The 25,246-nt window shown below is 74.3% G+C and carries 27 protein-coding genes; 17 read left to right on the top strand and 10 right to left on the bottom strand.

What is annotated here, in order from left to right; all coding sequences use genetic code 11:
* Position 1: 1 nt before the first annotated feature.
* Both KSE_RS22135 and KSE_RS22140 read right to left on the bottom strand, forming a co-directional pair.
* Positions 2 to 436, bottom strand: coding sequence for a GNAT family N-acetyltransferase (locus KSE_RS22135; RefSeq protein ID WP_014137575.1), 435 nt, complete (start codon positions 434 to 436; stop codon positions 2 to 4).
* 52 nt (positions 437 to 488) lie between these two features.
* Positions 489 to 1,682, bottom strand: coding sequence for an MFS transporter (locus KSE_RS22140; RefSeq protein WP_014137576.1), 1,194 nt, complete (start codon positions 1,680 to 1,682; stop codon positions 489 to 491).
* A gap of 425 nt (positions 1,683 to 2,107) precedes the next feature.
* Between KSE_RS22140 and KSE_RS22145 the strand changes: the two genes are divergently transcribed.
* Together KSE_RS22145 and KSE_RS22150 are read left to right on the top strand one after the other, a co-directional pair.
* Positions 2,108 to 3,439 carry a dicarboxylate/amino acid:cation symporter gene (locus KSE_RS22145; RefSeq protein WP_014137577.1) on the top strand — a complete coding sequence of 444 codons (1,332 nt, stop codon included), beginning with the start codon at positions 2,108 to 2,110 and terminating at the stop codon, positions 3,437 to 3,439.
* A 127-nt stretch (positions 3,440 to 3,566) separates the two neighbouring features.
* Positions 3,567 to 4,130 carry a Uma2 family endonuclease gene (locus KSE_RS22150; protein ID WP_014137578.1) on the top strand — a complete coding sequence of 188 codons (564 nt, stop codon included), beginning with the start codon at positions 3,567 to 3,569 and terminating at the stop codon, positions 4,128 to 4,130.
* Positions 4,131 to 4,301: 171 nt separating this feature from the next.
* Here the strand turns inward: KSE_RS22150 and KSE_RS22155 are convergent, their stop codons facing one another.
* Positions 4,302 to 4,505, bottom strand: coding sequence for a cold-shock protein (locus KSE_RS22155; RefSeq protein WP_003998944.1), 204 nt, complete (start codon positions 4,503 to 4,505; stop codon positions 4,302 to 4,304).
* Between the two features lie 355 nt (positions 4,506 to 4,860).
* On the opposite strand from KSE_RS22155, the gene KSE_RS22160 reads away from it, so the two are divergent.
* The 4 genes from KSE_RS22160 (at position 4,861) to KSE_RS22175 (ending at position 9,368) form a co-directional block, all read left to right on the top strand.
* A complete protein-coding gene (locus tag KSE_RS22160; protein WP_014137579.1) occupies positions 4,861 to 5,748 on the top strand; it encodes a menaquinone biosynthetic enzyme MqnA/MqnD family protein in 888 nt (295 codons plus the stop codon).
* Positions 5,749 to 5,833: 85 nt separating this feature from the next.
* The gene (locus KSE_RS22165; RefSeq protein ID WP_014137580.1) at positions 5,834 to 7,444 is read left to right on the top strand and encodes a serine/threonine-protein kinase; all 1,611 of its coding nucleotides are present in this window, start codon (positions 5,834 to 5,836) and stop codon (positions 7,442 to 7,444) included.
* Positions 7,445 to 7,545: 101 nt separating this feature from the next.
* Entirely contained in the window at positions 7,546 to 8,754 is a 1,209-nt protein-coding gene (gene mqnC, locus KSE_RS22170) for a cyclic dehypoxanthinyl futalosine synthase (RefSeq protein ID WP_014137581.1), read from the top strand.
* 14 nt (positions 8,755 to 8,768) lie between these two features.
* Entirely contained in the window at positions 8,769 to 9,368 is a 600-nt protein-coding gene (locus KSE_RS22175) for a hypothetical protein (RefSeq protein WP_014137582.1), read from the top strand.
* A gap of 6 nt (positions 9,369 to 9,374) precedes the next feature.
* On the opposite strand, the gene KSE_RS22180 is transcribed toward KSE_RS22175, so the two are convergent.
* From KSE_RS22180 to KSE_RS22200, 5 genes are read right to left on the bottom strand one after another with little or no spacing between them, the layout of a single operon-like run.
* On the bottom strand, positions 9,375 to 10,232 hold the full coding sequence (locus tag KSE_RS22180; RefSeq protein ID WP_014137583.1) for an N-acetylglucosamine kinase: 858 nt from the start codon (positions 10,230 to 10,232) through the stop codon (positions 9,375 to 9,377).
* On the bottom strand, positions 10,229 to 11,167 hold the full coding sequence (locus tag KSE_RS22185; RefSeq protein WP_014137584.1) for an N-acetylmuramic acid 6-phosphate etherase: 939 nt from the start codon (positions 11,165 to 11,167) through the stop codon (positions 10,229 to 10,231). Before KSE_RS22185 ends, KSE_RS22180 begins: the two co-directional genes overlap by 4 nt.
* Complete coding sequence (locus KSE_RS38710; protein WP_014137585.1) at positions 11,151 to 12,383, bottom strand: discoidin domain-containing protein; 1,233 nt, start codon at positions 12,381 to 12,383, stop codon at positions 11,151 to 11,153. The genes KSE_RS22185 and KSE_RS38710 overlap by 17 nt, the downstream gene beginning before the upstream one ends.
* Positions 12,384 to 12,427: 44 nt before the next feature.
* Positions 12,428 to 13,303 carry a MurR/RpiR family transcriptional regulator gene (locus KSE_RS22195; RefSeq protein ID WP_014137586.1) on the bottom strand — a complete coding sequence of 292 codons (876 nt, stop codon included), beginning with the start codon at positions 13,301 to 13,303 and terminating at the stop codon, positions 12,428 to 12,430.
* Positions 13,293 to 14,315 (bottom strand): glycoside hydrolase family 10 protein, encoded by a 1,023-nt coding sequence (locus KSE_RS22200; protein WP_014137587.1) that lies wholly within the window; start codon positions 14,313 to 14,315, stop codon positions 13,293 to 13,295. The genes KSE_RS22195 and KSE_RS22200 overlap by 11 nt, the downstream gene beginning before the upstream one ends.
* Positions 14,316 to 14,540: 225 nt before the next feature.
* Here KSE_RS22200 and KSE_RS22205 point away from each other — a divergent pair, with 225 nt between their 5' ends.
* The 6 genes from KSE_RS22205 (at position 14,541) to KSE_RS22230 (ending at position 19,966) form a co-directional block, all read left to right on the top strand.
* The gene (locus tag KSE_RS22205) at positions 14,541 to 15,578 is read left to right on the top strand and encodes an ABC transporter substrate-binding protein (RefSeq protein WP_014137588.1); all 1,038 of its coding nucleotides are present in this window, start codon (positions 14,541 to 14,543) and stop codon (positions 15,576 to 15,578) included.
* Between the two features lie 3 nt (positions 15,579 to 15,581).
* Positions 15,582 to 16,415 (top strand): ABC transporter permease, encoded by an 834-nt coding sequence (locus tag KSE_RS22210; RefSeq protein WP_014137589.1) that lies wholly within the window; start codon positions 15,582 to 15,584, stop codon positions 16,413 to 16,415.
* Complete coding sequence (locus KSE_RS22215; RefSeq protein ID WP_014137590.1) at positions 16,394 to 17,188, top strand: ABC transporter ATP-binding protein; 795 nt, start codon at positions 16,394 to 16,396, stop codon at positions 17,186 to 17,188. The genes KSE_RS22210 and KSE_RS22215 overlap by 22 nt, the downstream gene beginning before the upstream one ends.
* Positions 17,189 to 17,252: 64 nt before the next feature.
* On the top strand, positions 17,253 to 17,810 hold the full coding sequence (locus tag KSE_RS22220) for a hypothetical protein (RefSeq protein ID WP_033259246.1): 558 nt from the start codon (positions 17,253 to 17,255) through the stop codon (positions 17,808 to 17,810).
* An 87-nt stretch (positions 17,811 to 17,897) separates the two neighbouring features.
* Positions 17,898 to 18,593, top strand: a complete 696-nt coding sequence (locus tag KSE_RS22225; protein ID WP_014137592.1) for a demethylmenaquinone methyltransferase — start codon at positions 17,898 to 17,900, stop codon at positions 18,591 to 18,593.
* A gap of 95 nt (positions 18,594 to 18,688) precedes the next feature.
* The gene (locus KSE_RS22230) at positions 18,689 to 19,966 is read left to right on the top strand and encodes a geranylgeranyl reductase family protein (RefSeq protein WP_014137593.1); all 1,278 of its coding nucleotides are present in this window, start codon (positions 18,689 to 18,691) and stop codon (positions 19,964 to 19,966) included.
* Positions 19,967 to 20,036: 70 nt separating this feature from the next.
* Here KSE_RS22230 and KSE_RS22235 read toward each other — a convergent pair whose 3' ends face one another.
* Together KSE_RS22235 and KSE_RS22240 are read right to left on the bottom strand one after the other, a co-directional pair.
* Positions 20,037 to 20,444 (bottom strand): PIN domain-containing protein, encoded by a 408-nt coding sequence (locus KSE_RS22235; RefSeq protein WP_014137594.1) that lies wholly within the window; start codon positions 20,442 to 20,444, stop codon positions 20,037 to 20,039.
* Positions 20,441 to 20,674: a type II toxin-antitoxin system VapB family antitoxin gene (locus tag KSE_RS22240; protein WP_014137595.1), complete on the bottom strand. Its 234-nt coding sequence runs from the start codon at positions 20,672 to 20,674 to the stop codon at positions 20,441 to 20,443. Before KSE_RS22240 ends, KSE_RS22235 begins: the two co-directional genes overlap by 4 nt.
* A gap of 195 nt (positions 20,675 to 20,869) precedes the next feature.
* On the opposite strand from KSE_RS22240, the gene KSE_RS22245 reads away from it, so the two are divergent.
* From KSE_RS22245 to KSE_RS22265, 5 genes are all read left to right on the top strand, one after another.
* Positions 20,870 to 21,781 (top strand): DMT family transporter, encoded by a 912-nt coding sequence (locus tag KSE_RS22245; protein ID WP_014137596.1) that lies wholly within the window; start codon positions 20,870 to 20,872, stop codon positions 21,779 to 21,781.
* A gap of 423 nt (positions 21,782 to 22,204) precedes the next feature.
* Positions 22,205 to 22,564 (top strand): NADH-quinone oxidoreductase subunit A, encoded by a 360-nt coding sequence (locus KSE_RS22250; RefSeq protein ID WP_014137597.1) that lies wholly within the window; start codon positions 22,205 to 22,207, stop codon positions 22,562 to 22,564.
* Positions 22,565 to 22,641: 77 nt separating this feature from the next.
* Positions 22,642 to 23,196 (top strand): NuoB/complex I 20 kDa subunit family protein, encoded by a 555-nt coding sequence (locus KSE_RS22255; protein ID WP_014137598.1) that lies wholly within the window; start codon positions 22,642 to 22,644, stop codon positions 23,194 to 23,196.
* The gene (locus tag KSE_RS22260) at positions 23,193 to 23,915 is read left to right on the top strand and encodes an NADH-quinone oxidoreductase subunit C (RefSeq protein WP_014137599.1); all 723 of its coding nucleotides are present in this window, start codon (positions 23,193 to 23,195) and stop codon (positions 23,913 to 23,915) included. Before KSE_RS22255 ends, KSE_RS22260 begins: the two co-directional genes overlap by 4 nt.
* Positions 23,915 to 25,243, top strand: a complete 1,329-nt coding sequence (locus KSE_RS22265) for an NADH-quinone oxidoreductase subunit D (RefSeq protein ID WP_014137600.1) — start codon at positions 23,915 to 23,917, stop codon at positions 25,241 to 25,243. The genes KSE_RS22260 and KSE_RS22265 overlap by 1 nt, the downstream gene beginning before the upstream one ends.
* Positions 25,244 to 25,246 lie beyond the last annotated feature (3 nt).

The following is a 25,246-nucleotide window of genomic DNA, read 5'->3' on the forward strand; positions in this document are numbered from 1 at the left end:
CCTACTGCTCGCCGAGGACCATCCACTTCTCCGGCCGGCTCATCGGCGCGAAGCCGACCTTGGCGTACACCTCGTGCGCGTCCCGGGTGGCGAGCAGCAGCCGGCGCAGGCCGAGCGCGGCCAGCTCGTCGCGGACGGCGGCGGCCAGCGCGGTGCCCAGGCCGCGGCCGCGGGCCTCCGGGGCGATGAACACGTCGCACAGCCAGGCGAAGGTGGCGTGGTCGGTGACCACCCGGGCGTAGCCGACCTGCGCGCCCGAAGCGTCCTCGTACAGGCCGAAGTTGAGCGAGTGGTCGATCGCCAGGTCCTGCTTCTCGCGGGGCCGTCCGAGCGCCCAGTAGGCGTCCTCGGAGAGCCAGCGGTGCACGGCCGCCCGGTCCAGGCGGGCGGGGTCGGTGGAGACGGAGTGTCCGGCGGGGAGGTCGAAGCGCGTCATGCGGCGCATCCAAGCAGGTCGGGGGCAGTGCGGGCGAGCGCTTTGGCGGGGCTCAGGCGGGGAGCGGGACGGCCGCGGCCGGGCGCAGCCGGGTGCGGGTGGCGAGCAGCAGGGCGCCGCCGAGGGTGATGCCGCCGACCGCGCAGAGCGCGACGGCGTGCAGCGAGCCGTCGACCAGGGCGCCGGAGACCGCGTAGCCGGCCGCGTTGCCGGTGGCGAACAGGGTGACCAGCCAGGCGAACGCCTCGGTGACGGTGCCGGTCGGGGCCAGTTCGGCGACCAGCACGAACGCGGCGGCCAGCAGCGGGGCCAGGCCCAGGCCGGAGACGAAGGCGGCGGCGGCCATCGGCCAGGGGCCGGGCAGGAGCAGCAGCGGCAGGTAGCAGGCGGCCATGCCGAGGGCGAGCACCCAGGTGCGGGTCGCGGTGCCGGCCCGCCAGCGGGCGGCGCCGTAGCCGAGGGCGCCGAGCAGTCCGGCCAGCGCGGCCAGCGCGAGCAGGGTGCCGGCGCCGCCGGGCAGGCCGCCGGGGTGCTGTTCGGCGTACGCGATGAACAGCACGTTCTGCGCGCCGACCGCCCAGCCGGCGCCGGCCAGGCCGAGCAGCAGCAGGACCAGGCCGGGGGAGCGCAGCGGTCCGAGCAGTCCGGCGCCGGCCGCCCGGGGCGGGGCCTGCCAGGCCCGGGCGGGCGCGGAGCCGGCCACCACCAGGGCGCCGAGCAGGCCGAGCACGGCGGCGGTCCAGAGCGCGGCGGTGGGGGAGAGCGCGCCGGCGATCCCGGCGACGGCGAGCGGCCCGGCGACGTACAGCACCTGCTGGGAGGCGGAGTCGAAGGCGTACGCGGTGTCGAGCTGGTCCTCGGCGACGACGTCGGGCCAGAGCGAGCGCAGGCAGGGTTCCAGCGGGGGCATGCAGAGCCCGGCGACGGCGGCGCCGAGCGGGGCGGCGAGCGCGTCGCCGGGGGCGAGGGCGAGCAGCGCGTAGCCGGTGCCGGCCAGCGCGGCGGAGGCGACCAGGACGCGGGGCTGCCCGGTCAGGTCGACGATCCGGCCCAGCACGGGCCCGCCGACGGCGGCGGCGATCGCGTACGCGGCGGTGGCCAGGCCGATCCGGCTGTACGGGGTGCCGGCCTCGCGCAGGGCGAGCGCGATGACCAGGGCGGTCATGCCGGCCGGGAGCCGGCCGAGCAGGGTGCCGAACAGGAGCCGGGCGACGTGCGGGGCGCGGAGCAGTGCGGCGTAGCCCATGGGCGTCCTTCCGGGGGGTCTGGTCCGGGGGTCGCTTCAAGTTATACGTATAACTGATCGGCGTCAAAGCTGCCCGGTGATCGCTGATGGCCCGTCAGGAAAGGGTGGTTCGGTAACGATCTCAAACAAGTACTTTGAACATCTCAAAGGTTTGTTGCTAATGTGCCGCTCATGACCACCGCAGACGCCGCGCGCCAGGCCGGGACGAGCACCCCGCTCATGCCGCGCTGCCCGCGTCTGCCCGGTGCCGTGGACGGCCCGCGCCGCTGTCGCTCCGGCGGCTGTATGCGGGCGGCACGCCACTCCTGACGCCGACCGGTCCCCTCCGGTCCTCCCGGGTCTCCCCGCCCGGTCCCGCGTCCGTCGTGCCGCCGCCTCCGCTCCTCCCCCCGCCTCGCTCCACCACCCCCCGGAGACGCACACCCATGTCCACCGCGCCCGCGCCCACCCTGCTGGGACGCCTCCGCCGCACCCCCTTCTGGGTCCAGATCGTCGGCGGCCTCGTCCTCGGCCTGCTGCTCGGCTGGATCGCCAGGTCCGGCGACGTGTCCTGGCTGAAGACCACCCTCGACACCATCGGCAAGACCTTCGTCCAGCTGCTCAAGCTGGCCGTCCCGCCGCTCGTCTTCACCGCGATCATCGTCTCGGTCGCCAACCTGCGGAACGTCACCAACGCCGCCCGGCTGGCCGCCCGCACGCTGTTCTGGTTCCTCGCCACCTCGCTGATCGCGGTCGCCGTCGGCCTCGGCCTCGGTCTGCTCACCGACCCCGGCAAGGGCGCCAACCTCTCCACCGCGGGCGTCAAGGGCGTGGACAAGAGCGGTACCTGGGTCGACTTCCTGACCGGCATCATCCCGACCAACATCGCCGACGCCTTCCTGAAGGTGAACGTCCTCCAGATCGTCTTCCTCGGCGTGGTCGTCGGCGCGGCCCTGCTCAAGCTCGGCGACAAGGCCGAGCCGGTCCGCAAGCTCTCCGAGGCCGTCCTCGAACTCGTCCAGACCGCCCTGTGGTGGGTCATCCGGCTCGCCCCGCTCGGCACCCTCGGCCTGATCGGCAAGTCCGTCGCCATCTACGGCTGGGACCTGCTCAAGCCCTTCTCCACCCTCACCATCGACGTCTACGCCGGCTGCGCGATCGTCCTGTTCGGCGTCTACTCGCTGCTGCTGCGCTTCGCCGCCGGCCTCAACCCGCTGAACTTCTTCAAGGGCGCCTGGCCCGCGATCCAGCTCGCCTTCGTCTCCCGCTCCTCGGTCGGCACCCTGCCGGTCACCCGCCGCGTCACCGAGCGCCTCGGCGTCCCGTCCGAGTACGCCTCGTTCGCGGTCCCGTTCGGCGCCACCACCAAGATGGACGGCTGCGCCGCGATCTACCCGTCGCTCGCCGCGATCTTCGTCGCCCAGGTGTACGGCATCCAGCTCGGCATCAAGGACTACCTGCTGATCGCCTTCGTCTCGGTCATCGGCTCCGCCGCCACCGCCGGCCTCACCGGCGCGATCGTGATGCTGACCCTCACCCTCTCCACCCTCGGCCTCCCGCTGGAGGGCGTCGGCCTGCTGCTGGCGATCGACCCGATCCTCGACATGATGCGCACCGCCACCAACGTGGCCGGGCAGGTCGTCGTCCCGATCCTGGTCTCCGCCCGTGAGAAGACCCTCGACCTCACCGCCTACAACGCCCCCACCGGCGACCTCCTCGCCGAGGACCGCCCGGCCGGCATCCCCGCCCAGGCCACCAAGGAGCCCGTCACCGCCTGACCGGCCCCGCCCCACGAACACGAAGGCCCGCACCTCGGGAGGGTGCGGGCCTTCGCCCGTTGGGGTGAGGACGCTTGGGGCGGGTCGGGGCGGTCGGTAGCGTGGGAGGCGACTGAAGGAGGGGCCGATGAGTGCGCTGCCCAGCGATGAGGAACCGTACGGCTCGGTCGACCCGGAGCAGGCGTTGAAGTACGCGATCCAGCACCACGCCGGTGACCGCGTCCAGATCGTGGAAGGGATCATCGAGCCGATGTCGCCGGGGTGGGACCACGAGTCGATCGCCAGCCACCTGCGCCGCCAGCTGACGGCCAGGGTCTTCGAGCTCGACTGCGTGATGGGCTCGGGGGACCTGGACCTGCCGGGGTCGAGCAACTGGTACATCCCCGATGTCGCGGTCGTGCCCGAGGCACTGGGGAAGGGCGCCGCGGCCCTGTTGCCCGATCAGACACTGCTGGTGGTCGAGGTGACCTCGGAGTCGAACGCGGACACCGACCGGGTGGTGAAGCGGCGCCGGTACGCCGAGTACGGGGCCCCGCTGTACCTGCTGATCGACCGGCAGGACCGGGCCTGCACGCTGTTCTCCGAGCCGGGCGCGCTGGGCTACACCCGGGCGGTCGGGCCGCTGCCGTTCGGGGAGCCGATCGAGCTGCCGGCGCCGTTCGGGCTGCGGGTGGACACCTCCCGCTTCTGAGCGGCTGCGGCCGGGGCCCGGAAAGCGGCGGCGCGGGGGAATGCGGGGGCGCCGGGGGGAATGCGGCGGGGATATCCGGAAAAGGCAGGAGGCCCGCCGGGGCGGGCCTCCTTGGGAACTGCTACTCGTACGGACCCGAGGGGCCGTGAGCGATCACTGGGAGATCCCGTCTCAGACGGGGGTGACGTTCTCCGCCTGCGGGCCCTTCGGGCCCTGGGTGACGTCGAAGCTGACCGCCTGGTTCTCCTCCAGCGAGCGGAAGCCGCTCGCGTTGATGGCGGAGTAGTGGACGAAGACGTCGGGGCCGCCGCCCTCCTGGGCGATGAAGCCGAAGCCCTTCTCGGCGTTGAACCACTTGACGGTTCCGGTCGCCATACCGTTCTCCTTGCGAGGGACGTTGTGGACGCCACACCTTGTGGCGCCCGGGTCCGCTGCGCTGATCGCCCCGCCTCCGGACGAGTCCGGAGTTTTTTCGCACAGTGCTTCAATCAATGCTCAATTGACGCCTGATACTGCTGAAAAATTACAAAAAGCCTGCGGTTACATGCTCCGCAGGCTCCAAGTACTGCAAGGGGAATCAAACTGCAACTGAGGGGAACGGTAGCACGCGGTGGCTGCCCCGACCAGGGGTGAACAGCGGTGTCGGACGGTGTGTCGGAGACCGGATGCGGAGCGTCCCAATCAGCGGGCATACCCTGCCGGGAGAGCACCAACGGCAAGGGAGCACACGGTGAGCAGTCGGGACGCGGACCGGTCGGAGACCGCGGTCAGGCCCCGGGTCGGCCATATTCAGTTCCTCAACTGCCTGCCCCTCTACTGGGGCCTCGCGCGCACGGGGAACCTGCTCGACCTGGACCTCAGCAAGGACACCCCGGAGAAGCTCAGCGACCGGCTGGTGGCCGGCACGCTCGACATCGGGCCGGTCACCTGCGTGGAGTACCTGCGCAACGCCGCCGAGCTGGTCGTCCTGCCCGACATCGCGGTCGGCAGCGACGGGCCGGTGATGTCCTGCGTGATCGTCAGCAAGGTCCCGCTGGCCGAGCTGGACGGCCGCCGGGTCGCCCTCGGCTCCACCAGCCGCACCTCGGTGCGGCTGGCCCGGCTGCTGCTGGAGGAGCGCGAGGGCGTCCGCCCCGAGTACTTCTCCAGCCCGCCCGACCTGGACGCGATGCTCGCCGACGCCGACGCCGCCGTGCTGATCGGCGACCCCGCGCTGCGCGCCTCGCTGGAGCAGGCCCCCCGGCAGGGGCTGGCCGTGCACGACCTCGGCGCGATGTGGAAGGAGTGGACCGGCCTCCCGTTCGTCTTCGCGGTCTGGGCCGCCCGCCGCGACTACGCCGAGCGGCACCCCGAGCTGACCACCGCCGTGCACCGCGCCTTCCTGGAGTCCCGCGACCTCTCGCTGGCCGAGGCCGCCCAGGTCGCCGAGCAGGCCGCCCGCTGGGAGGAGTTCGACGCCCCGCTGCTGGAGACGTACTTCTCCAAGGCGCTGGACTTCTCGCTCGGCGCCCGCCAGCTGGCCGGCATCGCCGAGTTCGCCCGCCGGGTCGCGCACGACAGCGGCTTCGCCCCCGACGTGCCGGTCCGGCTGCTGGAGACCGCGCCGGTCGTCGTCTGAGCGAAGCGTGTACCGGGCCGCGGCCGCCCTGCGATGATCGGACCCGGCCGGGGCGGCGGCCCCCGGCGGCGGGAGGCGGACGGGCATGGAACGGCTGGCGGCTGACGACCCGTCGGTGATCGGCGACTACCGGCTGCTGCGCCGGCTCGGCGCGGGCGGCATGGGACGGGTCTACCTGGGCCGGACCGCGGGCGGCCGGACCGTCGCCGTCAAGGTGGTGCGCCCGGAACTCGCCGACGACCCCGAGTTCCGGGCCAGGTTCCGCCAGGAGGTGTCCGCCGCCCGCCGGGTCGGCGGCCGCTGGACCGCCCCCGTGCTGGACGCCGACACCGAGGGCCCGCACCCCTGGGTCGCCACCGGCTACGTCGCCGGACCGGCCCTCGGCGAGGCCGTCCGGACCGGCGGCCCGCTGCCCGCCGCCTCGGTGCACGCCCTCGGCGCCCGGCTCGCCGAGGCCCTGGAGCAGGTGCACGCGCTGGGCCTGGTGCACCGGGACGTCAAGCCGTCCAACGTGCTGCTCACCCTGGACGGCCCCCGGCTGATCGACTTCGGCGTGGCCCGGGCGCTGGACGCCGCCGCCCTCACCCACAGCGGCTACGTGGTCGGCTCGCCCGGCTTCATGTCGCCCGAGCAGGCCGCCGGCACGCCCGCCGGACCGCCCGGCGACGTCTTCTCGCTCGGCGCGCTGCTGGCCTTCGCCGCGACCGGCACCGCCCCGTTCGGCGAGGGCGTCAGCGCCGCCGTCCTGCTCTACCGCGTCCTGCACGAGGAGCCCGTGCTCGACGGGCTGCGCGGCGAGCTGCGCGACGCGGTCGCCGCCTGCCTCGCCAAGGACCCCGCCGCCCGCCCCACCCCCGCGCAGCTGCGCGCCCGGCTCGCCCCCGCCGCCGCCGACGGCCCCGAGGGCTGGCTGCCCGGGCCGCTGGCCGCCGCGGTCGGCCGGGCCGCCGTCGAACTCCTCGACCTGGAGGGCGACGCCGGGCCCGCCCCGGTGGACCGCACCCCGACCGTGCTGGACGGCGGCCGGGCCGCCCGGCGGCGGCGGGCCCGGCGCCGCTGGGCCGCGGCCACCGCCGTCGCCGTGCTCGCGGGCGGGCTCTACGGCGGGCTGGCGCTGAGCGGCAAGCTGCCCTGGTCCGCCGCCACCCCGGAGGCGAGCGGCCCGCCCGGCCAGGACGCGGCGGCCGGGACCGGCACGCCCGGGCCGCGCGGGACGACGCCCGGGCCCGGCCGGAGCGCGAGCGGCACCCCCAGCCCCAGCCCGAGTGCCACCCCCGGTCCGAGTGCCACCCCCGGTCCGAGCGGCGGCCCGAGCGGCGGCGGGACGGCGCCGGCGGACGGCAAGGCGCTGCCCGCCGCCTTCGTCGGGACGTTCAAGGGCACCATCACCACCAAGCTCGTCCCGCTGGCGTCCACCTTCACCGTGACGTTCGCGCCCGGCCGGGTCGGCCAGGACGTCGGCCGCACCAGCAACGCCTCGCAGCTCAGCAGCACCGTCTGCCGGGGCGTGCTCACCCTGCTCTCGGTCGAGGACGGCCGGGTGCTGCTCCAGGAGCGCCCCGACGGCGCGGACAGCGCCTGCACCGGCGTGCCGGAGAAGCAGGCGTACACCCTGCTGACCGGCGGCGGCCTGCACGTCGCGGTCACCGAGGCGGAGCTCGGCAGCAACCCGGAGGGCGACCTGGTCAAGCAGTGAAGGGGGCGGGACGGGCGCGGAACGGGCCTGCGCCGGGGCGGAAATGTGCTGGCGTAGGCTGGGCTGGTCCGCCCCTTCGACGACGAAAGCAGGCCCGCCAGGTGTCCGAGCAGAACCTTTCCGCCACCCAGCTGCAGGCCGTACTGGACCGCGCGGCCGAGGGCGGCCGGATCACCGCCGAGGAGGCGCTGGAGCTCTACCGCTCGGCGCCGCTGCACGCGCTCGGGGCGGCCGCCGACGCGGTGCGCCGGCGGCGGTACGCGGGCGTCGAGCACATCGCGACGTACATCATCGAGCGGAACATCAACTACACCAACGTCTGCGTGACGGCGTGCAAGTTCTGCGCGTTCTACGTGCCGCCGAAGAGCGACAAGGGCTGGTCGCGGGAGCTCGACGAGATCCTCCGCCGGTGCGCGGAGACCGTCGAGCTCGGCGGCACCCAGATCATGTTCCAGGGCGGGCACCACCCGGACTACGGCGTCGAGTACTACGAGGAGAACTTCGCCGCGATCAAGGCGGCGTTCCCGCAGCTGGTGATCCACTCGCTGGGCGCCTCCGAGGTCGAGCACATGGCGCGGATCTCCGGCGTCTCCATCGAGGAGGCGATCACCCGGATCCACGCCGCCGGCCTCGACTCGTTCGCGGGCGCCGGCGCCGAACTGCTGCCGGAGCGGCCGCGGAAGGCGATCGCGCCGCTGAAGGAGTCCGGCGAGCGCTGGCTGGAGATCATGGAGACCGCGCACCGCCTCGGCGTCGAGTCCACCTCCACCATGCTGATGGGCACCGGCGAGACCAACGCCGAGCGGATCGAGCACCTGCGGATGATCCGCGACGTCCAGGACCGCACCGGGGGCTTCCGGGCGTTCATCCCCTACACCTACCAGCCGCAGAACAACCACCTGAAGGGCTCGACCCAGGCCACGGTCTTCGAGTACCTGCGGATGATCGCGATCGCCCGGCTCTTCCTCGACAACGTCGCCCACATCCAGGGCTCCTGGCTCACCACCGGCAAGGAGGCCGGCCAGCTCTCCCTGCACTACGGCGCGGACGACCTCGGCTCGGTCATGCTGGAGGAGAACGTCGTCTCGGCGGCCGGCGCCAAGCACCGCTCCAACCTGCACGAGCTGATCCACCTGATCCGCACCGCCGGCCGGGTGCCCGCCCAGCGCGCCACCACCTACGAGCACCTGCGGGTCCTCGACGACCCGGCCAACGACCCGGTCGACCCCCGGGTCGCCTCGCACATCGCCTCCACCGCGATCGAGGGCGGCACCGCGCACCCCGAACTCACCATCCTCGCCGCCAACTGACCCCCCGCGCCGCCGTGCCGACCCTGCACCGGGCCCGACTGCTGCACACCGGAACCCGGACGCTCCGGGACGCGGCGGTGCTCGTCGACGGCGCGACCGTCACCGCGATCGGGCCGTACGCCGCACTGGCGGACGGCCCGGCCCGGGTCCGCGACTGGCCCGGCGTGCTGGTCCCCGGACTGCTCAACCCGCACGCCGCCTGGCTGCTGGAGCACGCCTACCACCCCGACCCCCGGGAGGAACTCGGCGACCACCCGCTGCCGCCCCCCGCCGGGCTCACCGACGGGCAGTGGGGCGGCAGCGCCCGGCGCGGCCTGCAGCGGCTGCTCGGCCACGGCGCGACGGCCCTCGCCGGACCGCTGCACCGCCCCGCCGTCCGCACCGCGACGGCCCGTTCGGGCCTGCGCCACCTCCCCGGACCGGACACCGGACCCGGCCCGCTCGACCCGCTGGCCGGCCGCCCGCTCGCCAACGCCGTCCACCGGCCGCTGGCGGTCGGGGCGGCCGCCGACTTCGCGGTGTTCGCCGCGGCGACGGTCGAGGAACTGGACGGCGGCGGGGCGGCCTGCCTCGCGACCGTGCTGGGCGGGCGGTTGGTGTACCGGCGGGCGTAGCGGCGCTCAGTGCGCCAGGGCGGCGGCCGCGGCGGCCGGATCGGTGCGGGGGAAGCGGGGCGAGAGGTCGGCGAGCAGGTCGGTGAGGCGGTCGCGCAGCGGGCCCGGTGAGGCCGCGACCGAGCCGCTCAGGACGAGCGGGGCACCGGGGCGGGCGGTGGCGCGGACCAGGGCGGCCAGGTGGTCGGCGGCGCGGTCGGTGAGCGCGCGGGCGTCGGGGTCGCCGGCGGCGGCCAGGGCGCAGACCGGGGCGGCCAGTTCGGCGAGTCGCCGGGGCGGCCCGGCGTAGGCCCAGCGGAGCAGCCCGTCCGGGGTGTCGGCGGCGCAGTGCGCGCGGACCAGGCCGCCCAGCGGCCCGCCGGGGCGGGCGTGGGCCCGGCGCAGCGCCTGGCTGCCCAGCCAGAACCCGCTGCCCTCGTCGCCGAGCAGCCAGCCGAGCCCGCCGCGCCGGTCGGCGGTCCGGCCCGCGTCGAGCCGGACGCAGATCGCGCCGGTGCCCGCGATCAGCACGGTGCCGGTGCCGTCGGCGACGCCGCCGGAGGCCAGCGCGGGGACGGTGTCGGGGACCAGCAGGACCGGGACGTCCAGACGCAGGGCCGCGCGGCAGCGTTCGGCGAAGGCGGCCGGGTCGGGCAGGGCGCGGTGGCCGGCCAGGCCGATCGCGCAGCCGGCCACCGCGCCGGGCGGCCGGCCGCCGAGGGCGGCGGTGGCGGCGGCGGCCAGGTGGGCGAGCGCGGTGCCGGGGTCGCCGCCGGCCGGGTTGGCGCCGGGGGCGGCGCCGCGGCCGAGGACGGTACCGGTCCGGTCGGCGAGGACCGCGCGGGTGTGGCTGCCGCCGGCGTCGATCCCCAGGTGCAGGGTCACCCGGTGCTCCCGGTGCTCCCGGGGGCGCGGGTGAGGGCGCGGACGGCGGCGAAGGGACGGCCCCGGTGGGCCGCGAGGGCGGTGCGGGCGTCGGCGGGCGGCCGGCCGGTGGCGAGGGCGACCAGGGCGGTGGCGGTCTCGCCCGCGCAGGCGTCCAGGCAGTCGGCGGCCTCGGCCGCGCTGACCTGGCAGGAGGTGACCAGGGTGCGGACGGCGCGGTCGCGGAGCTTCCCGTTCCGGGCGGAGGCGGCCACCATCAGGTTCGACCAGGTCCGCCCGGTGCGGACCATCAGCGCGGTGGAGAAGGCGTTCAGGGCGAGTTTCTGCGCGGTGCCGGCCTTCATCCGGGTGGAGCCGGTGACCACCTCGGGCCCGGTGTCGAGGACGACCAGCAGGTCGGCGTGGGCGGCGCCCGGGGTGTCGGGGTCGCCGGTGAGCAGGGCGGTGGTGGCGCCGGTGGCGCGGCCGGCGGCGAGGGCGGCCAGCACGTAGCGGGTGCGGCCGCTGGCGGTGACGCCGATGACCAGGTCGGCGGGGCCCGGGCGGTCCGGGTCGGCCGGGTCGGGGGCGTCGTCCTCGGCGTGCTCGGCGGCCCGGTCGGCGGCCCGCGGGCCGCCGGCCAGGTGGGCGACCAGGGTCTCGGGGCCGACGCCGTAGGTGGGGCCGAGTTCCAGCGCGTCGCCGAGGGCGATCCGGCCGCCGGCCCCCGCGCCGTAGTAGTGCACCCGGCCGCCGCGGTCCAGGGCGGCGACCGCGCTGTCGACCAGGGCGGTGAGCGCGGGCAGGGCGGCGCGGACGGCGGGGGCCACGGTGGCGTCCTGGGCGTTGATCAGCTCCAGCAGGGCCCGGGTGCCGAGGGTGTCGAGGCCGGTGCTGAGCGGGTGGCGGCGCTCGGTCGGGGGCAGCCGGTCGAGGGTGTCAGACGGCGTAGGCATCGAGGCTCCACAGCGAGTAGGCGTAGGCGGTGCCCCGGGCGGTGAGTTCGAGCCGCAGGTAGCGGCCGGTGCCGTGCAGGCCGGTCAGGTACTCGACGCCGCCGGTGCCGCCGGTGACGGTGCGGACGGTCGTCCAGGCGGTGCCGTCGGTGGAGAGCCGGACCCGGTAGGCGCTGCCGTAGCCGGTGTTCCACACCAGCCGGACGCCCTCCACGGCGCGGACCGAGCCGAGGTCGACGGTGATCTCCTGCGGGTCGGCGTAGCTGCTGGCCCACCGGGTGTACGGGTTGCCGTCGACGGCGTTCGGGCCGGTCAGGGTGGAGTCGTAGCTGCTGGAGACGGTGACCGGCCGGCCGGCGGCGAGGTCCTGGGCGGTGGCCTCGGGACCGGCCGACCAGTCCAGGAAGGCCCGGGTGGCGGGGAGCCAGCCCTGGGCGCCGGCGCCGTCCTGGCAGGCGGTGTCGCAGACCGCGGGGTTGGAGCCGCCCCAGATCACGGCGCCGGGCAGGCCCAGGTCGCGCAGTGTGGCGAGCTGAAAGGCGAACTGGGCGGCGGGCACCCAGGTGAGCGAGAGCGCGCCGGTGCCGTCGTGGTACTGCGGCCAGACGTACGGCAGGACGGGGACCGCCGGGTCGATCTGCGCGGCGGCGGCCAGGTTGCCCCGCAGGGTGGACAGCCAGCCGTCGTAGCCGGTGGCGTAGGTGTACGCGGACGGGAAGAACGCGGTGTTCCGGTCCTGGGCGATCAGCTGCCGGTACAGGCCCTGGTGGGCGGTGGCGGTGTTGCCCAGCAGGCCGTACCAGCCGATGGTCTGGGTCGGGGCGACCTGCCGGGCCCAGCCCTGGAGGGTGGCGAGCCGGTTCAGGTGGTCGGCGGCGATGGCGGCGGTGCCGGTGAGGTAGAGGCTCTCGCAGTCGAGGACCAGCGGGGCGTCCGGGTGGGTGTCGTACTGGGCGACCAGGGCCTTCCAGTCCGCTTCGGCGGGCAGCGCGCCGCCGGCCACCAGCGGGGTGCAGACCCGGTTGGGCACCAGGTTGGCGGGCACCGCGCCGTGGCCGACGGCGGCGGTGGCGTACGCGGTGTCGTCGTACAGCGTGAAACCGGCCGGGGCGGCGTGCGCCGGGGCCGGGGCGAGCGGCAGCAGGGCGGCGGCGACGGCCAGCAGCAGGGTCAGGACGCGGCGCGGCGCGGGGGCCGGGCGGGGGGTGGCGGGCATCGGCGGGCTCCTTGCGGGCGGGGTGCCGGTGACGGCGGACGGGGTCAGCGGGGGCGGCGCAGGCTGTGGCGGCGGATGGCGTCGTGGGCGCGTTCCAGGCCGTCCAGGATCCGGGCGTGGTCGTGCTGGGCGAGCGTGACGTACAGGGCGTCCACCACGGTGAGCTGGGCGGTGCGGGAGGCGGTGCCGCCGCTGCGGAACTCGGTCTCCCGGGCGGCGGTGCGCAGCACCAGGTCGGCGGGCGCGGCGGCGGGGGAGCGGGGGTTGCTGGTGACGACGGCGGTGGCGGCCCCGGCCAGCCGGGCCTCCTCCAGCACCTCGACCACCTCGCGGGCCCGGCCGGAGTGGCTGATGCCGAGGGCGAGGTCGTCCGGGCCGAGCAGCGCGGCGGTCATCAGGGCGGCGTGCACGTCACTGGCGAACACCGCGGGGTAGCCCAGGCGTTGCAGCTTCTGGGTGGCGTCGAGGGCGGCCAGGGCGCTGGAGCCGACGCCGACCGCCAGGATCCGGCGGGCCCGCCGGACCCGGTCGCCGAGGGCGGCCAGCACGGCCGGGTCGAGGGCGGCGGCGGTCTCCTCGGCGGCCCGGGCGTTGGCCCAGCCGACCTTGCGGACCAGCTGCTCGGGGGTGTCGTCCGGGCCGAGGTCGGTGCCCAGGCCGAGGTCGGGGCGGGTGTCGGCGCGCAGCCGTTCGGCCTCGGCGGCCAGGCCGAGCCGCAGCTGGGCGTAGCCGCGCAGTTCGAGGCTGCGGCAGAAGCGGTGCACGGTGGCCTCGGAGGTGCCGGCCGCGCGGGCGAGTTCGGTGATGGTGCGGGTCGCGGCGGCGCCGGGGTCGGCGAGCACCAGGTCGGCGATGCCGCGTTCGGCCCGGGGCAGTTGGTCGCGGCGGTCGCGGACGCGGGCGAGGAGGTCATCGGGCACGGGGCGGTCCTTCCAACGGGCGGTGCGGCGGCCTGGTCCCGGCCAGCCGGTCGGCCAGGGCGTCCCACCGGGCCGGGCCGAGGCCCTCGCCGGGGAACAGGCAGATGCTGCCCGAGCCGGCCGCCAGGGTGTGGTCGAGCAGCGCCGCGAACCCCGCGTCGCCGACCGGCGGGCCCCAGTCGGCGTCCCGGCCGAGCACGGCGGCCGCGGCGGAGGTGGTCTGCACGACGGGCACCAGCGGGACGGCGGACCCGGTGGCCCGGACGACCCGGGCCGGCCAGTCGGGTCCCCGGTGCAGGATCGCGTGGTACGCCATCGGCAGCAGCAGGTCGAGGGGGCCGGCCAGCCGGCCGGCGTCCTGGCCGACCGCGGCGCGGCGCTCGGCCTCGTCCGCGGCCGGGACCAGGAAGGCGCCGACCGGGAGGCCGGGGCGGGCGGCGCGGGCCGTCCCGGCGAGCAGCCGGGCGGCGTCGGTGACGGCGTCGGTGCGGAACTCCTCCCAGGCGGCGGCGTGGTGCGCGGCGATCCAGCGGGCGGCGGCCGCGCCGGAGCCGGGTGGGCGCAGGCCGGTCCGGGCGGTGAACTGCCGCAGCGTGTCCGGGTCGTAGGAGGCGGAGCGGGGCCGGGCGCCGGGGCGCAGCTCCAGCTCCCAGTGCAGCGGCCAGCGCAGGAAGTCCAGCAGCAGCCCGTCGACCGGGGCGGTGGCCAGCGCGGCGGCGAGCCGGTCGGCGAGGCGGGCGTTCCAGGCCGGGTCGTTGGGGCGGACGCCGGTGTACCACTCCATCGGCTGCCAGGGCCGCCCGTCCTGGTCGACGGCGGGCGGCCCGTCGGGGCCGCGGAAGCAGGCGAAGCTCCCGTACACCCGCAGGCCGAGGCGGCGGGCCCGGTCGGCGAGGGCGGGGGTGACCGCGTCGAGCCCGGTGACGACGGTGTCGAGGCCGGCCGCGGCGGCCCGGTCCAGCAGCCGGGGCAGCGACGGCGAGCCCGGATCGAGGAGGTAGCAGGAGCGCACGGTGACCGACCCTAGCCAGGTGGCGGAGACTCGTAAATAACTTTCATACCGATCGGAGAATAACCAGGTCATCGCGTAGTACTGAGCAACGCTGGGAAACACTTCTGCAATTTACCGGGTGAGATTGAAAGTTATTTACAGGATTTCGTTGACACCGGCGGAACCCCGCACCCAGCATGAGGCCACCTCACCCCCCGCCCACACGGCCCGTCCGGGAGTCCCGCCATGCCCACCTACCGCCAGACCGCCGCCGCCCTCGGCACCGCCGTACTCGCCGCCGCGGTGCTCACCGGCTGCGCCTCCACCGCCGGCCGGGCCGCACCGGCCGGGCCCGTCGACAAGCCGCTGCCCACCGCCGTGCCGGCCGGCCTCACGCTGCGCGTCGCCGACCAGAACGACCTGCTGAAGACCACCCTGGCCGCCGCCGGACAGGACAAGGACCTGCCGTACCGGATCAGCTGGTCCTCGTTCCAGGGCGGGCCCGCCGTCCTGGAGGCGTTCCGGGCCGGCGCCGCCGACGCCGGGTTCGTCTCCGACGCGCCGGTGGTCTTCGCCAACGCGCACGGGCAGAACGCCCAGGTGATCGGCCTGGTGCAGAACAGCCCGGACGCCGTCCACCTCTGGACCTCGCCCGGCAGCACCGCGCGGACCGTGGCCGACCTCAAGGGCCGGAAGATCGCCTACACCGAGGGCACCACCTTCCAGCCCGCCGTGCTCAACGCCCTCAAGAACGCCGGCCTGAAGCCCGGCGACGTCACCCTGGTCAAGCTCAACCCGCCGGAGATCCCCGCCGCGCTGGCCGCCGGCCAGGTCGACGCCGGAACCCTCACCGAACCGCTGGTCAGCAAGTACGCCACCGGCTACCAGGACAAGGGCGCCCACGAACTCGACGGCGACAAGGGCCTCACCAGCGGCCTGCAACTGCTCATCGCCCCCGCCAAGGCGGTCGCCGACGACGCCACCGCCGCCGCCCTCGCCGACCTCACCGCCCGCTTCACCCGCGCCGAACTGTGGATCACCCAGCACAAGGACGCCTGGGTGCAGTCCTACTACGTGGAGTCCCAGCAGCTGCCCGCCGAGGTCGGCCGCGCCGTGGTCGCCAACAACGGCACCGCCACCGTCCCCGACCAGGCCACCGCCGCCGCCCGGCTGCAGAAGATCGCCGACGTGCTGGTCGAGGCCGGGGTGATCCGCCCCTTCGACGTCTCGGGCGTCTTCGACCGCCGCTTCGACGCCGTCCAGGCCGCCGCGGCCAAGGGCTGACCGATGACGGCCACCCGAGCCCCCGCCACCGCCCGGCGCCCCCGCGCCGGGCGCGCCGGCCGGACGCCGGGGCCCGGCGCCCGGCGGCGGATCCCGTTCGCCCGCGCGCTCGGCCCGCTGCTGCTGCTCGCGCTCTGGCAGCTCTGCTCCGCCACCGGCCTGCTGGACCCGCAGACCCTCGCCCCGCCCGGCGCGGTCGGACAGCAGGGCTGGGAGCTGCTGAGCAGCGGCCAACTCGGCCACCACCTCTGGGTGTCGCTCCAGCGCGCCGCCCTCGGGCTCGCCTTCGGCACCACCGCCGGCGTGCTGCTCGCCCTGGCGGCCGGGCTGTCCCGGCTCGGCGAGGCCCTGATCGACGGGACCGCCCAGCTGTTCCGGGCGCTGCCGATCCTCGCCCTCGTCCCGCTGGCCATCCTCTGGTTCGGCATCGGCGAGGAGGTGAAGATCATCCTGGTGGCGCTCGGCACCTTCTTCCCGGTCTACGTCAACACCCACGCCGCGCTCACCGGCCTCGACCTGCGCTGGGCCGAACTCGCCCGCACCGTCGGCCTCGGCCGCCTCGGCTTCCTGCGCCGGATCGCCCTGCCCGGCGCCGCGCCCGGCTTCTTCACCGGCCTGCGGCTGGCGGTCACCGTCTCCTGGCTGGTCCTCGTGGTCAGCGAGCAGATCAACGCCGACAGCGGCATCGGCTACCTGATGGAACAGGCCCGCACCTTCGGCCAGACCGACGTCATCGTGGTCGGCCTGGTCGTCTACGGACTGCTCGGCCTGGCCTCCGACACCCTGGTCCGACTCCTGGAGAGGCGAGTCCTGCGATGGCGCACGACACTCGGCTGACCGGCCCGACGGCCCCCGCCGGAGGGGTGCGGCTGCGCGGCCTGCGCCGCTCCTACGGCGGGCGCACCGTCCTGGACGGCATCGAACTCGACATCCCGCAGGGCGGGTTCACCGCACTGCTCGGCCACAGCGGCTCCGGCAAGTCCACCCTGCTGCGCGCCGTCGGCCACCTCGACGACGGCGCGGACGGGGACGGCCTGGTGGAGGTCCCCGAACCCAGCGCGGTGGTCTTCCAGGACGCCCGGCTGCTGCCCTGGGCCCGGGTCCTGGACAACGTGGTGCTTGGCCTGCCCGGCCCCCGGGACGCCGCGCTCGCCCGCGGCCGGGCGGCCCTCGCCGAAGTCGGCCTGGCCGGCCGGGAACGGGCCTGGCCCGGCACCCTCTCCGGCGGCGAGGCACAGCGCGCCGCCCTCGCCCGCGCCCTGGTCCGGGAGCCCGGACTCCTGCTGCTGGACGAGCCGTTCGGCGCCCTCGACGCGCTCACCCGGATCCGGATGCACGCCCTGCTGCGCGACCTGTGCGCCCGGCACCGCCCCGCCGTGCTGCTCGTCACCCACGACGTCGACGAGGCGCTGCTGCTCGCCGACCGGGTCCTCGTCCTCACCGACGGCCGCTTCTCCCTCGACCTCCCGCTCACCGGCCCGGCCGGCCCGGACCGCCGCGGCGCCCCCGACTTCGCCGCCCACCGCGAGCGCCTGCTGGCCGCGCTCGGCGTCCCGGACGGCGGCGGGCGGGGAGCGCCCGCGGAGCCCCCGCTTTCTGACTCCCCGTGACCTGGGGAGGGCTTTGCGGCTACCATCCCGGTTCAGACCACCACCCGAGCCAGGAACAGGACGCATGCGAGCCGCGACCCCCGAACGCCTCCGGACCCGACCGGCTCGGGGCTGGTACGTCGGGGCCGTGCTGAGCGCGGTGGTGGCCGTCGCGATGTGCCTGCTGGGCTGGCGCCAGGCCGACCAGGCCGACCGGATCGACGCGCACCCCGTCCGGGTCGACGGGACGGTCACCCAGCTGCCCGGCGGCAGCGGCACCTACAGCCAGGTCGCCTACCAGGTCGACGGGCGCCGGCTGACCGCCGCCGACCTCTGGCTGCCCGCCGACGCCCGGGTCGGCGAGAGCGTCTGCCTGGAGCGGGCGGCCGACGACCCGTCCGCGGTGCGGGTCTGCGGGCGCACCTACCCGCAGCCGGTGGGCGTGGTGCTGGCGCAGACCAGCGTGCCCGCGGCGGTGCTGACGTGCGCGCTCTGCCTGTGGCGGATCCGCCGCGGCCGGGCCGGCGCGGAACGCGGACAGGCCGGTCTCACGGTGGCGTTCGCCGCCGAGGGGATGCCCGCGCTGACCCACGGCAAGCGCTCCCGCCGCCGCCGCAAGGGCGGCCGCCGCGCCCTGCGCTGAGCCGGGCCCGCCACCTTCCGGGCGACGCCGGGGCCGCTGGCGAGCCCTGGTGACCGCCCGCGGCGTCGCAAGGTGAACAATGGGGGCGTGACCCGAGCCCATCTGGACAAGCAGCCGCAGGACGTCGCCGCCATGTTCGACGACGTCGCGGCCAAGTACGACCGCACCAACGACGTGCTCTCGCTGGGCCAGGCCCGGTTGTGGCGCCGGGCGGTGGCCGACGCGGTCGGCGCCGTCGCGGGCCAGCGCATCCTGGACCTCGGCGCGGGCACCGGCACGTCCTCGCTGCCGTTCCTGGAGGCGGGCGCCGACGTGGTGCCGTGCGACTTCTCGATCGGCATGCTGACCGAGGGCAAGAACCGCCACCCCGAACTCCCGCTGACCGCGGGCGACGCGACCCGGCTGCCGTTCGCGGACGAGTCGTTCGACGCGGTGACCATCTCCTTCGCGCTGCGCAACGTGCAGGAGCACGAGGCGGCGATGCGCGAGATGCTGCGGGTGACCAAGCCCGGCGGCAAGCTGGTGATCTGCGAGTTCTCCACCCCCACCTGGACGCCGCTGCGCACGGTCTACACCGAGTACCTGATGCGGGCGCTCCCGCCGGTGGCGACCCGGGTGTCGTCCAACCCGGAGGCGTACGTGTACCTCGCCGAGTCGATCCGGGAGTGGCCGGACCAGCCCGAGCTGGCCGCCGAACTGCAGCGCGCGGGCTGGACGAAGGTCGCCTGGCGCAACCTCACCGGCGGCATCGTCGCCCTCCACCGCGGCTTCAAGGCGCCGTAGACTGCGGTGGTTCGGCACCCCGTCCGCCGGAAAGGCGCTGACGAGGGGTCGGCCCCCGACTCCGTGACCCCGACGCGCTCAGGAGAGAAGCCCGTATGACCGAGACCGCCGTCGAGTCCACCGCCGACGTCATCGTGGTCGGCGCCGGTCCGGCCGGTGCCAGCACCGCCTACTGGCTGGCCCAGGCCGGCCTGGACGTGCTGCTGCTGGAGAAGACCGAGTTCCCGCGCGAGAAGGTGTGCGGCGACGGCCTGACCCCGCGCGCCGTCAAGCAACTCGTCGACATGGGCATCGACGTGTCCGCCGACGGCTGGCTGCGCAACAAGGGCCTGCGGATCATCGGCGGCGGCGTCCGGCTGGAGCTGGACTGGCCCGACCTGGCCGCGTTCCCCGACTACGGGCTGGTCCGCAAGCGCGCCGACTTCGACGAACTGCTCGCCCGGCAGGCCCAGAAGGCCGGCGCCCGGCTGTACGAGAACTGCAACGTCAGCGGGCCGGTCAAGGACCGCGCCGGGCGGATCACCGGCGTCACCGCCAAACTCGGCCCGGACAAGCGCGAGGTCGAGTTCCACGCGCCGCTGGTGGTCGCCGCCGACGGCAACTCGACCCGGCTCTCCCTCGCCATGGGCCTGCACCGGATGGAGTCCCGGCCGATGGGCGTCGCCTACCGGACGTACTTCACCTCGCCCCGGCACGACGACGACTACCTGGAGTCCTGGCTGGAACTCTGGGACACCCGCGGCGGCCAGAAGAAGCTCCTGCCCGGCTACGGCTGGATCTTCGGCATGGGCGACGGCACCTCCAACGTCGGCCTCGGCATCCTCAACTCCTCGCCCGCCTTCGGCGACCTCAACTGGCGCGAGGTGCTGAAGAGCTGGTGCGCCAGCATGCCCGAGGAGTGGGGCTACACGCCGGACAACATGACCGAGCCGATCCGCGGCGCCGCCCTCCCGATGGCCTTCAACCGGCAGCCGCACTACACCAAGGGCCTGCTGCTGGTCGGCGACGCCGGCGGCATGGTCAACCCGTTCAACGGCGAGGGCATCGCCTATGCGATGGAATCCGGCCAGCTCGCCGCCGGCGTCATCGTCCAGGCGATGGCCCGGATCACCCCCGAGGGCCGCGAACGCGCCCTGGCCCGCTACCCCCAGCTCCTCAAGGACACCTACGGCGGCTACTACACGCTCGGCCGCGCCTTCGTGAAGCTGATCGGCAACGACAAGGTCATGCGGATCGCCGCCGAACGCGGCCTCACCCACCCCGTCCTGATGAAGTTCGTCCTCAAGCTGCTCGCCAACCTCACCGACCCCAGCGGCGGCGACGTCGCCGACCGGATCATCAACGGCCTCACCAAGGTGGCGCCCCGCGCCTGACGGCACGGGCTCCGGGAAGGCGGCGGGCGGCGCGAGAGCGCTTGCCCGCCGCCTTTCGCGTGGGCCCCGCTCAGTGCCGGGCGTCCCGCTCGCGGACGTCGGACACGACGGACGCGACGGTGGTGAAGTCGTTGTCGACGTGCAGCACCGTCAGGTCGTGGTGGGCGGCGGTGGCACAGACCAGCAGGTCGATCGCACCGGCCGAGCGGTGCAGGCCCCGCTGCGTCAGCCGGTACTGGGCGGAATCCACCCACCGCCAGGCGGACTTGGGCACCGCGGCGGTGCCGCACAGGGCGTCCAGTTCGTCGGCCAGCTCGTCGCGGTGGGCCGGACCCGTGGCGGAGTACAGGAACTCGGCGCGGGTGGGCTCGCAGACGTGCAGCACCCCGGCGGCGATGTGCCCCTCCCAGGCGCGCAGCGCCCCGGGGGTGCGGAACAGGTGCCACAGGGCCGAGGCGTCGACCAGGTAGCCGATCAACCGAGGCCCTCCTGGCGGGCCCGCTTCGCGGCGGCCCGGGCGGCCGCGGCCGCGTCGAACTCGCCCCGGGCGCCCCTGGCGGCCAGCCGTTCCGCCGCCTCCAGCCGCCTCATCCGCGCGGTGTACTCGCGGAGGGCGTTGTTCACGGTGTCCTTCTTGGTGGTCGTGCCCATCAGTCTCATCGCCGCGGCGAGGGCCTCGTCGTCGATGTCGATCTGCGTGATGCTCACTCCGCGCCTCCGGGAATGTGGGCGATGTTGACATCCAGCATATGTCATCCACATCGGCGCTCCGGGTGCGGCGCCGGGGCCCGCGGCGGGCGGGAAAGCGCTTGCCCGCCGCCTCGCGGGTGCGGGAGAGTGGCGCCTCCGAACCGTCCCGTCCGATGCCGTGCGGGCCCCGTCGAGTCTTCCGGGAGCCGTGCCGTGGCCGTGGTGTCCGTTGGTGTCCGTCCGCAGGTGGTGCGGGATCTGCCGTTGGTGGCGGTGGCGGTGGTGTGGGGGTCGAGCTTCCTGGTGGTGAAGCGGGTCGCGGAGCCGGAGACGGTGGTGGCGGTGCTGGCGTTGCGGTTCGGGGTGGTGCTGCCGGTGCTGGGGGTGGTGGCGTGGCGGCGGTTGCGGGGGTTGTCGTTGGCGCAGTGGGGCGGCGGGGCGGTGCTGGGGGTGGTGCTGGGGGCGGTGTTCCTGTTGGAGACGTACGGGGCGGTGCACACGTCGGCGACCAACGCGGGGTTGGTGATCAGTCTGACGATGGTGTTCACGCCGCTGGCGGAGGCGGTGCTGCGGCGGTCGGCGCCGTCGGGGGCGTTCCTGGCGGCGGCGGGGCTGTCGGTGCTGGGGGTGGCGCTGCTGACCGGGGACGGGGGGCTGCGGGCGCCGTCGGCGGGTGACCTGCTGGTGCTGGGGGCGGCGGTGGCGCGGACGGTGAACGTGTTGGCGACGGCTCGGCTGCGGGCGGTCCGGGGGGTGGACGCGTTGGCCTTGACCTGGGTCCAACTCGCTTTCGCCACGCTGGTGTTCGTGTCGGCGGCGCCGTTCGCCGGGCCGTCGCCGCTGAGCGTGGCGGCGTCCTTCGACGCGGCCCGCTGGGGCCTGCTGCTGTACCTGTCGCTGCTGTGCACGCTGTTCGCGTTCTTCGTGCAGCTGTGGGCGGTGCGGGCGACCTCGCCGTCCCGGGTGAGCCTGCTGCTGGGGACCGAGCCGCTGTGGGCGGCGCTGTGCGGGGTGCTGCTGGCGGGGGACCGGCCGGGGCCGCTCGCGCTGCTGGGGGCGGTGGCGGTGCTGGCGGGGACCGAGTGGGGGCGGCGGCGGGCGCCGCGGTGGCCGGCCGGGTCCTGAGGGCTTGTGAACGAAGGGTCAAGCGGCCGCCGTCCCGGGTCCACCTCGCGGGTGAGATCCACTATCACGCAAACCGGATCACTCCGAAATTTGCCTGGACCGCAGCAGAATTGATATGGGGCGTGGCCGAACGGTGCTCGTTTCGCGGTGCCTTGCGACTGTATGTGGTCATCTGCCCACTGCTGGTCGAACAGTGGTGATCGATCCGGTTTCGCGGGCCTTCGTCGGGTGGCGAAGATCACAAAGATCATCGGGAACTGCGTGTCGCAGATCACAAGCGGACAGGCATAGGATGCGCTCCAACCTGGCTTTGTGAACTGCCTCACATGGAGCCGGATCTCACGAAGTGGATCATCGTTTCACCCTTGGTGACCTGGTGGTTCCGATCTGCAGTCAAGGACGACTGGACGGAGGGAGCGGGGCATGAATGCCTACGCGCCGATCCTCGTACTCGGTGCCATCGCGGCGGCGTTCGCGGTCGGCTCCGTCGTGATGGCCTCGCTCACCGGCCCGAAGCGCTACAACCGGGCCAAGTTGGAGGCGTACGAGTGCGGCATCGAACCGACCCCGCAGCCGGTGGGCGGCGGGCGGTTCCCGATCAAGTACTACCTGACGGCGATGCTGTTCATCGTCTTCGACATCGAGATCGTCTTCCTCTACCCGTGGGCGGTCAGCTTCGACGCCCTGGGGATCTTCGGGCTGGTCGAGATGCTCCTGTTCATCGCCACCGTGTTCGTCGCCTACGCCTACGTCTGGCGCCGCGGCGGCCTGGAGTGGGACTGACCACCGGCCGCCGCCGCGCGCGGCGCTCGTGAACGGGCGTACAAGCCACCGGAGTCGAGGGCATTGAGAGGGAACTGATGGGTATCGAGGAGAAGCTGCCGAGCGGCTTTCTGCTCACCAGCGTGGAGGCCGCCGCGGGCTGGGTGCGGAAGGCGTCGCTCTTCCCGGCCACCTTCGGCCTGGCGTGCTGCGCGATCGAGATGATGACCACCGGCGCGGGCCGCTACGACCTGGCCCGGTTCGGCATGGAGGTCTTCCGGGGCTCGCCCCGGCAGGCCGACCTGATGATCGTCGCCGGCCGGGTCAGCCAGAAGATGGCGCCGGTGCTGCGGCAGGTCTACGACCAGATGCCGAACCCCAAGTGGGTCATCTCGATGGGCGTCTGCGCGTCCTCCGGCGGCATGTTCAACAACTACGCGATCGTCCAGGGCGTCGACCACATCGTCCCGGTGGACATCTACCTGCCGGGCTGCCCGCCCCGCCCGGAGATGCTGCTGGACGCGATCATCAAGCTGCACGAGAAGATCCAGCACGAGAAGCTCGGCGTGCACAAGCGCCGGGCCGAGGAGGAGGCCGAGCGCCTCGCGCTCCAGGCCGTCCCGACCAGCGAGATGCGGGGGCTGCTGCGATGAGCGACTCCGAGAAGTCCGCCGGGAAGCCCGAGGTGCCCGCGACCCGGCGGGAGATCCCGGTCGAGGTGGTCGGCTCCCGGCAGGGCATGTTCGGCGCCCGCGGCACCGGCGACACCTCCGGGTTCGGCGGCCTGACCGCGCCGATCGTGCTGCCCGGCGCCAGCGAGCGCCCGTACGGCGGCTGGTTCGACGAGGTGGCCGACGAGTTCGAGGGCGCGCTGGAGGAGCAGGGCCTCGACCCGGCGGACGTCATCGAGAAGACCGTCGTCGACCGCGGCGAGCTGACCTTCCACCTGGACCGCGCGCACCTGCTGAAGGCGGTGCGGACGCTGCGCGACGACCCGGCGCTGCGCTTCGAACTGTGCCTGGGCGTCAGCGGCGTGCACTACCCGCAGGACAAGGGCCGGGAGCTGCACGCGGTCTACCACCTGCGCTCGATCACCCACACCCGGCTGATCCGGCTGGAGGTCACCGCGCCCGACGCGGACCCGCGGATCCCGTCCGTGGTGAGCGTCTACCCGACCAACGACTGGCACGAGCGGGAGACCTACGACTTCTTCGGCCTGGTCTTCGAGGGCCACCCGGCGCTCACCCGGATCATGATGCCGGACGACTGGCTGGGGCACCCGCAGCGCAAGGACTACCCGCTCGGCGGCATCCCCGTCGAGTACAAGGGCGCCCAGATCCCGGCTCCCGACCAGCGGAGGGCGTACAGCTGATGAGCAGCACCCACTACGAAGCAGGCGCCCGGGACACCACCGAGGGACGGGTCTTCACCGTCACCGGCGGCGACTGGGGCGAGGTCGCCGAGGCGGTGGCCGGCGCCGACGACGAGCGGATCATCGTCAACATGGGCCCGCAGCACCCGTCCACCCACGGCGTGCTCCGGCTGATCCTGGAGATCGACGGCGAGACGGTCACCGAGGCCCGCTGCGGCATCGGCTACCTGCACACCGGCATCGAGAAGAACATGGAGTTCCGCTCCTGGGTGCAGGGCACCACGTTCGTGACGCGGATGGACTACCTCACCCCGCTGTACAACGAGACCGCCTACTGCCTGGCCGTCGAGAAGCTGCTCGGCATCACCGCGGACGTGCCCGAGCGGGCCACCGTGATCCGGGTGCTGATGATGGAGCTGAACCGGATCTCCTCGCACCTGGTGGCGCTGGCCACCGGCGGCATGGAGATCGGCTCCACCACCCTGATGATCTACGGCTTCCGGGACCGCGAGGTCGTGCTGGACATCTTCGAGCTGGTCACCGGCCTGCGGATGAACCACGCGTACGTCCGCCCCGGCGGCCTGGCCCAGGACCTGCCGCCCGGCGCGGTCGACAAGATCCGCGAGGGCGTCAACCTGCTGCGCTCGCGGATGCACGAGTACGACAAGCTGGCCACCGACAACCCGGTGTTCAAGGCCCGGCTGGTCGACGTCGGCTTCCTCGACCTGCCCGGCTGCCTGGCGCTCGGCGCCACCGGCCCGATCCTGCGGGCCACCGGGCTGCCGCACGACCTGCGCAAGTCCGACCCGTACTGCGGGTACGAGACCTACGACTTCGACGTCGCGGTGGCCGACACCGCGGACTCCTACGGGCGGTTCCTGATCCGGCTGGAGGAGATGAAGCAGTCGCTGCGGATCGTCGAGCAGTGCCTGGAGCGGCTGCGGCCCGGACCGGTCATGGTGGCCGACAAGAAGATCGCCTGGCCGTCCCAACTGGCCGTCGGCCCGGACGGCATGGGCAACTCGCTGGACCACATCCGGAAGATCATGGGCACCTCGATGGAGGCCCTGATCCACCACTTCAAGCTGGTCACCGAGGGCTTCAAGGTGCCGGTGGGCCAGGCCTACGCCGCGGTGGAGTCGCCCAAGGGCGAACTCGGCGTGCACGTGGTCAGCGACGGCGGCACCCGGCCCTACCGGGTGCACTTCCGCGACCCGTCGTTCACCAACCTGCAGACGATGGCCGCGATGTGCGAGGGCGCCCCGCTGGCCGACGTGATCGTGTCGGTGGCCGGGATCGACCCGGTGATGGGAGGCGTGGACCGGTGAGCA

The organism is Kitasatospora setae KM-6054, assembly GCF_000269985.1.
GTDB lineage: Bacteria > Actinomycetota > Actinomycetes > Streptomycetales > Streptomycetaceae > Kitasatospora > Kitasatospora setae.

What these genes read in the sequence shown, in the direction of transcription:
- KSE_RS22145 (WP_014137577.1), top strand. Translation starts at nt 2,108, where the DNA reads ATGTCCACCGCGCCCGCGCCCACCCTGCTGGGACGCCTCCGCCGCACC.
- KSE_RS22250 (WP_014137597.1), top strand. Translation starts at nt 22,205, where the DNA reads ATGAATGCCTACGCGCCGATCCTCGTACTCGGTGCCATCGCGGCGGCG.
- KSE_RS38710 (WP_014137585.1), bottom strand. Translation starts at nt 12,383, where the DNA reads ATGCCCGCCACCCCCCGCCCGGCCCCCGCGCCGCGCCGCGTCCTGACC.
- KSE_RS22210 (WP_014137589.1), top strand. Translation starts at nt 15,582, where the DNA reads ATGACGGCCACCCGAGCCCCCGCCACCGCCCGGCGCCCCCGCGCCGGG.
- KSE_RS22165 (WP_014137580.1), top strand. Translation starts at nt 5,834, where the DNA reads ATGGAACGGCTGGCGGCTGACGACCCGTCGGTGATCGGCGACTACCGG.
- KSE_RS22150 (WP_014137578.1), top strand. Translation starts at nt 3,567, where the DNA reads ATGAGTGCGCTGCCCAGCGATGAGGAACCGTACGGCTCGGTCGACCCG.
- KSE_RS22215 (WP_014137590.1), top strand. Translation starts at nt 16,394, where the DNA reads ATGGCGCACGACACTCGGCTGACCGGCCCGACGGCCCCCGCCGGAGGG.
- KSE_RS22155 (WP_003998944.1), bottom strand. Translation starts at nt 4,505, where the DNA reads ATGGCGACCGGAACCGTCAAGTGGTTCAACGCCGAGAAGGGCTTCGGC.
- KSE_RS22205 (WP_014137588.1), top strand. Translation starts at nt 14,541, where the DNA reads ATGCCCACCTACCGCCAGACCGCCGCCGCCCTCGGCACCGCCGTACTC.
- KSE_RS22220 (WP_033259246.1), top strand. Translation starts at nt 17,253, where the DNA reads ATGCGAGCCGCGACCCCCGAACGCCTCCGGACCCGACCGGCTCGGGGC.
- KSE_RS22230 (WP_014137593.1), top strand. Translation starts at nt 18,689, where the DNA reads ATGACCGAGACCGCCGTCGAGTCCACCGCCGACGTCATCGTGGTCGGC.
- KSE_RS22255 (WP_014137598.1), top strand. Translation starts at nt 22,642, where the DNA reads ATGGGTATCGAGGAGAAGCTGCCGAGCGGCTTTCTGCTCACCAGCGTG.
- KSE_RS22185 (WP_014137584.1), bottom strand. Translation starts at nt 11,167, where the DNA reads ATGCCTACGCCGTCTGACACCCTCGACCGGCTGCCCCCGACCGAGCGC.
- KSE_RS22260 (WP_014137599.1), top strand. Translation starts at nt 23,193, where the DNA reads ATGAGCGACTCCGAGAAGTCCGCCGGGAAGCCCGAGGTGCCCGCGACC.
- KSE_RS22135 (WP_014137575.1), bottom strand. Translation starts at nt 436, where the DNA reads ATGACGCGCTTCGACCTCCCCGCCGGACACTCCGTCTCCACCGACCCC.
- KSE_RS22140 (WP_014137576.1), bottom strand. Translation starts at nt 1,682, where the DNA reads ATGGGCTACGCCGCACTGCTCCGCGCCCCGCACGTCGCCCGGCTCCTG.
- KSE_RS22265 (WP_014137600.1), top strand. Translation starts at nt 23,915, where the DNA reads ATGAGCAGCACCCACTACGAAGCAGGCGCCCGGGACACCACCGAGGGA.